This window comes from Microbacterium sp. BK668, assembly GCF_004362195.1.
Classification (GTDB): domain Bacteria; phylum Actinomycetota; class Actinomycetes; order Actinomycetales; family Microbacteriaceae; genus Microbacterium.
The window spans coordinates 1,534,113-1,540,032 of the sequence record NZ_SNWG01000001.1; the positions used below are offsets into that span (position 1 = coordinate 1,534,113).

Genomic DNA, 5,920 nt, shown 5'->3' on the forward strand with positions numbered 1-5,920 from the left:
GCGGCATCCGTCGTCCCTAGGATGGCGGCGTGACCACGCCTCCGCCCTCCGCACCGCCGCCGTACGGACAGCCCTCGCCGGGCCCCCAGCCGGGCTACCCCGGCTTCGCCCCGGCCGCGCCGCCGGCCTACCGCGGGCAGCCCCCGGCCTACGCCGGCCCGGGAGGATCTCTGCCGCGCAAGCGGCCGCGCCAGCCGGTGCAGATGTGGGACGTCGTGCTCACCATCGTGTTCCTCGTCGCGCTGATCGTGTACACGGCGCTCGCCTCGTTCGCGGGGCTCTTCCTCGTCATGGCCTCCGACTCGTGCGGCGTGCGGGACTGCAGCACCGAGCTCATCACGACGGGCTGGCTCATCGGCACGCTCGTCCCCTGGGCGGTGCTCGTCGGCGCGGCGATCTGGGCGATCGTCTTCATGGTCAAGCGCAGGCTCGCGTTCTACATCCCGCTCCTGGGTGCCGTCGGCGTGACCCTCGTGCTCGTCATCGCCTTCTTCGTCACGAGCGCCGGGGTGCCGACGGCCTGACTTCCCGCGCTCAGGTCGCCCACAGAGCGGGCCCCCGTAGACTGGAGGGGTGCCCGCCGACCGCCTCCACCTCGTGCGTCACGGGGAGGTCGACAACCCCCGCCGTGTGCTCTACGGCCGGCTCCCCGGCTACGGTCTGAGCGCCGACGGCCGGCGCATGGCCCAGCAGGCCGCGGACTACGTCGGCCGCCTCACCCGCCCCGTCACGGGCCTCGTGTGCTCGCCTCTGCAGCGGACGCGCGAATCCGCCGAGCCCTTCGCCGCGAGATTCGAACTCGAGCCCGTCATCGATGACCGGGTCATCGAGCCGACCAACATCTTCGAGGGTCGCCGCATGGACCGGGCGCTGCTCAATCCGTGGAATTGGCGGCACCTTTCCCGGCCGGAGATCCCCAGCTGGGGCGAGCCGTACGCCCAGGTCATCGCACGCATGGACTCGGCGATGCGGGAGGCCTGGGACTCGGTGGAGTCCGGCGACGTCGTCATCGTCTCGCACCAGCTGCCGATCTGGATGGCGCACCTGGCCGTCGCAGGCCTGCCGGCGCGCCACGATCCGCGGCGCCGCCGCTGCGCTCTCTCGAGCGTCACCAGCTTCGACCTGCGCGAGGACCGCTGGGTCGAGGTCGCCTACGCGGAGCCGGCCTCCACGGCCGGAGCGGTCGACGTGGGGGCGGTGTGATGCGCGGTGGGCAGAGCCGGATGCTGCGGGCCGCGGCATCCGTCGTCGCGGCCGGTGCGCTTCTCGCCGGACTGGCCGCGTGCAGCGCCGATCCGCTGGCGGAGCAGTACCGCGCCGGCGACAACAAGGGCTTCATCGCGGGCGACTCGCGCGTGGTCGAGATCGCGGAGGCGGACCGCGCCGACCCGGTCGACTTCAGCGGGACGACCGAGACCGGCGACGCCGTCAGCAGCGCCGACTACGCCGGCGGTGTGCTCGTCGTCAACTTCTGGTACGCCGCGTGCGGTCCGTGCCGGGCGGAGGCGCCTCTGCTCGACGAGGCCGCAGCCTCGTTCGAGGGGCAGGATGTCGCGTTCCTCGGCGTCAACACGAGCGACTCGGCCGAGGCGGCCGCCGCGTTCGCCGACAACTACGGCGTCACCTATCCGAGCCTGCTCGCGGCCGAGGACGGCGCGATCAAGCTCGCCTTCGCCGAGCGCACCCCCATCAACGCCACGCCGACCACGCTCGTGCTCGACAAGCAGGGCCGGGTGGCGGCGCGCATCATCGGGCAGCTACTGGATGCCTCGATCCTCGAGACCCTCGTGCGCGAGACGCTGGAGGAGTCGTGAGCATCGACGCCGTCATGGCGGCCGGCGCTCTCTGGGTGGCGATCCCCCTCGCGCTCGCGGCGGGCCTGCTGTCGTTCCTCTCGCCGTGCGTGCTCCCGCTCGTCCCCGGCTATCTCGGGTTCATCGGCGGCGCGGTCCAGCCGCGGCCGCGCGCCGAGGGTCGGACGATTCCCTCTTCGTCGGATGATTCCGCGGGACCGATCCGACGAGGCGCGGATTCTCCGACCGTCGCGACGGCGCCGGCCGTCGACGTGACGCCTTCGAAGTCCCGTCTCCTCCTCGGCGTGCTGCTGTTCATCGCCGGGTTCACCGTCGTCTTCATGGCCGTGACGATCCTGGGCGGGACGCTCGGGCAGTTCTTCCTGGCCTACAACGACGCCATCACGCGGGTGCTCGGCGTCGTCGTGATCCTGCTCGGGCTGGTCTTCATCGGCGTCTTCGGCTTCGCGCAGCGCACGGTGCACCCCGAGGTCCAGAGCAATCTCGGCCTCATCGGGGCGCCGCTGCTCGGCATCGCCCTCGGCATCGGCTGGACGCCGTGCATCGGCCCGACCCTCGCCGCGATCCTGTCGGTGTCGTGGAATCTCGGCGACCCCGGCCGGGCGGCCCTGCTCGGGCTGGCGTACTCGCTCGGCCTCGGCATCCCGTTCATCCTGCTGACCCTCGGCTTCGGGTGGGCCACCCGGTCCGTCGCCTTCCTGCGGCGGCACATCCGCGCGGTCAACATCATCGGCGGCATCCTGCTCATCGTGCTCGGCGTGCTCATGGTCACGGGGGTCTGGACGGCGATGATGGCGCAGCTGCAGGGGGTGTTCACGAGTGTCCCGCTCCCGCTCTGACGCGCCCGACGACGTCGCCGACCCCGACGCGGTGGACGGACCGCTCCGCCCCGGCGACTACGCCGGAGGCGCCCCCGACGAGGTCGCTCAGCCGAAGCTGGACGCCGTGGGCTGGCTCCGGTGGGGCTGGCGTCAGCTGACGAGCATGCGCACGGCCCTCGTGCTGCTGCTTCTGCTCGCGATCGCCGCCGTGCCCGGGTCGATCGTGCCGCAGCGCAGCGCCGACCCCAACGGCGTCACGCAGTACTTCAGCGACAACCCGGCGCTCGCGCCGATCCTCGACAACCTGCAGCTCTTCGACGTCTACACGTCGGCCTGGTTCTCGGCGATCTACATCCTCCTCTTCGTTTCGCTGATCGGCTGCGTCATCCCGCGCACGAAGCACCACTGGAAGGCGCTCCGCGCACGCCCGCCGCGCACACCGGCCCGCCTCAGCCGGCTCGACGATCACCGGGAGTCGATCGTCGAGCTCTCGCCGGATTCGGATCAGGATGCCGCGGCCGCGGCCGCCCGGGCGATCGAGCTCGCGCACGACCAGCTCGCCAGGGCCGGGTATCGCGTGGAGCGCTACGACCTGGGCGGGTCGTTCTCGGTGTCGGCCGAGCGCGGCTACCTCCGCGAGACCGGCAACCTCGTCTTCCACGGGGCCCTCGTCGGCGTGCTGCTCGCCGTCGCCATCGGCGGAGGCCTGACCTACACCGGCCAGACCGTGATCATCGAGGGACGCTCCTTCGTCAACACGATGCTCGACTACTCGTCGTTCAATCCGGGTCGCTTCGTCGACGAGGAGCGTCTGACCCCCTACTCCGTGACGCTCGAGGAGTTCGGCGTGGACTACACGCCGATCGGCCAGGCGGGGGCCGGGCAGGCGGGCAACTTCGCCGCCCACGTCACGACGCAGCTCGGCGGCGACGCGCAGGAAGGTGTCGTGCGGGTGAATCACCCGCTCGAGATCGCGGGAGACCGCGTCTACCTCATGGGCAACGGCTACGCGCCGACGATCACGATCCGCAACGCCGCCGGCGACGTCGTCTTCGACGAGTCGGTGCCCTTCCTGCCCCAGGACGCGAACATGACGTCGCTCGGCGTCGTCAAAGTGCCGGACGGACTGCCCGAGCAGCTCGGCATGATCGGCTTCTTCTATCCGACGCAGGCGCCGCTCGAGTCCGGCGCGTTCACGTCGGCGTATCCTGCCCTGGTCAATCCGGTCCTCACGCTCAACGTCTACGCGGGCGATCTCGGGATCGACGACGGCACGCCGCGCTCGGTCTACACGCTCGACCCCACCGATATGACGCAGCTGACCGGCGGCGACACGGGTGTCGACTCGATCGAGCTCGCCCCGGGCGACACGCAGGACCTCCCGAACGGACTCGGCACGATCACGCTCCAGAACGAGTCGCCCGCGGGGGCGCAGGGCTACGACGAGTCGGTCAAGCGCTACGTCTCGCTCTCGATCCATCGGGATGTCGGAGCGCCCTGGGTGCTCGCCTTCGCCGTGCTCGCGCTGCTCGGCCTCCTCGCGGCGCTCTTCGTGCCGCGGCGCCGCATGTGGGTCAAGGCGGCCCCCGCCGGCCACACCCTCCGCATCGAGTACGCCGGGCTCGCTCGCGGGGAGGACCCGACCCTCGCGGCCGCCGTCGACCAGATGGCGCAGCGGCACGGCGACGCCCTCGACGCCGCGCTGCGCAGGCCCTGAGATCGCGGAACCGCGCCTAGCGACGTCGAGTCGCCGCATACCGCGGCATATCGTCTCCGGGCCGGCCGCTGAGCACCGCCACGTAGACTGGAAGCCATGCCCGACACGATGACGCTCGACTCGGTGTCCGTGCTGCTCGTGTGGACCGCGATCGCCGTCTACGCGCTCGCGTTCATCGCCTACGCGGTCGATCTGGCGCGCCGCGGCGCGCAGGCGGCGGAGGCGAAGGATGCCGCGTACGGCCGTGAGCGCGAACTCGTCGTGGCGGGGTCGCAGGCCGCGGCCGCGGAGGTGCAGGATGCGGCATCCGGCGTCTCGAAAGACGCAGCCGCGGCGCGCCTGAAAGCCCAGCGCGACGCAGCCGAGAGGGCTCTGGAGGCCCGCCCGGGCCACCGCCAGCGCCTGCTCTGGGCGCGGGTCGGAACCTCGCTGACCGTGCTGGCGTTCCTCTTCCACCTCGGTGGCACGATCACGCGGGGCATCGCCGCCGCGCGCGTCCCGTGGTCGAACATGTACGAGTTCGCCCTGACCGGGACGCTCCTCATCGTCGCGGTCTACCTCGTCGCTCTTCTTCGCTACGACCTGCGCTTCCTCGGCGCGCTCATCACCGGCATGGTGGTTCTGCTGCTGGGCGGTGCGACCCTGTCGTTCTACGTCGAGGTCGTGCCTCTCGCCGATCCGCTGAAGTCGATCTGGCTCGTCATCCACGTCTTCGTCGCGTCCCTGGCGACGGCCCTGTTCGCGCTGGCCTTCGGCCTCTCGGTGCTCCAGCTGCTGCAGGCCCGACGCGAGCGCATGGAGCTCTCGGGCGACGGTTCGCCCGACGGCAGGCAGCGACTGCGGTTCCTCGGCACCCTGCCCGGGTCGGATGCCCTCGAGTCGCTCGCCTACCGCTTCGCGATCCTCGGCTTCATCTTCTGGACCTTCACGCTCATCGCGGGGTCGATCTGGGCGAACGACGCGTGGGGTCGGTACTGGGGCTTCGACACGAAGGAAGTGTGGACCTTCGTCATCTGGGTGCTGTACGCGGGCTACATCCACGCCCGGGCGACCCGCGGCTGGCGCGGCAGCCGATCGGCCTGGCTGTCGATCATCGGCTTCTCGGCCGTCATGTTCAACTTCACGATCGTCAACATGTTCTTCAAGGGCCTGCACGTCTACAGCGGCCTCAGCTGACCTCCTGAGAACCCGCACGGCGACTGGCGGTATGCGGTTGCCCGAGCGTGCATTCCGACAGCGGTATGCGTCCCCCGCGCCGGCACATTCGGCTGCACGCAGCCGCATCGGCCTTGACGGCGACGACATCACGGGTCTAGCTTCTCGTTTCGGATGGTCCGAATCCCGGCGACGGGAAACGGAACGTTCGCACTGTTGGGGAAACGCCGGGGTTCGGGGGAGCCACCGAGTTTGGTGTGAACACTGGCCTGATGTCCGTTACGGGGACAGGCACAGGGATGACTGGGGACGACGCTAGGGGGCGGTCTGCGCGCGCGATTTTCCGCGCGCTGGCCTTCACGACGTCGCTCGCGCTCGGAATCAGCCTTTCGGCACCGGGGGCGACGCGGGAC

Annotated in this window: 6 protein-coding genes; all 6 read left to right on the plus strand. The window is 70.7% G+C overall.

The annotated features are described in order from the left end of the window. Positions 1–29 precede the first annotated feature (29 nt). The 6 genes from EV279_RS06785 (at position 30) to ccsB (ending at position 5,528) form a co-directional block, all read left to right on the plus strand. A complete protein-coding gene (locus EV279_RS06785; RefSeq protein ID WP_133542100.1) occupies positions 30–524 on the plus strand; it encodes a DUF6264 family protein in 495 nt (164 codons plus the stop codon). A gap of 49 nt (positions 525–573) precedes the next feature. Beyond that, a complete protein-coding gene (locus EV279_RS06790; protein WP_133542101.1) occupies positions 574–1,203 on the plus strand; it encodes a histidine phosphatase family protein in 630 nt (209 codons plus the stop codon). A 20-nt stretch (positions 1,204–1,223) separates the two neighbouring features. Beyond that, a complete protein-coding gene (locus tag EV279_RS06795) occupies positions 1,224–1,814 on the plus strand; it encodes a TlpA disulfide reductase family protein (RefSeq protein WP_166644527.1) in 591 nt (196 codons plus the stop codon). Beyond that, positions 1,811–2,653, plus strand: a complete 843-nt coding sequence (locus EV279_RS06800) for a cytochrome c biogenesis protein CcdA (protein ID WP_166644478.1) — start codon at positions 1,811–1,813, stop codon at positions 2,651–2,653. The genes EV279_RS06795 and EV279_RS06800 overlap by 4 nt, the downstream gene beginning before the upstream one ends. Further along, complete coding sequence (locus EV279_RS06805; RefSeq protein ID WP_133542103.1) at positions 2,634–4,352, plus strand: cytochrome c biogenesis protein ResB; 1,719 nt, start codon at positions 2,634–2,636, stop codon at positions 4,350–4,352. The genes EV279_RS06800 and EV279_RS06805 overlap by 20 nt, the downstream gene beginning before the upstream one ends. A 96-nt stretch (positions 4,353–4,448) precedes the next feature. Continuing rightward, the gene (gene ccsB, locus EV279_RS06810; RefSeq protein WP_243728463.1) at positions 4,449–5,528 is read left to right on the plus strand and encodes a c-type cytochrome biogenesis protein CcsB; all 1,080 of its coding nucleotides are present in this window, start codon (positions 4,449–4,451) and stop codon (positions 5,526–5,528) included. The last annotated feature ends 392 nt before the right edge of the window (positions 5,529–5,920 follow it).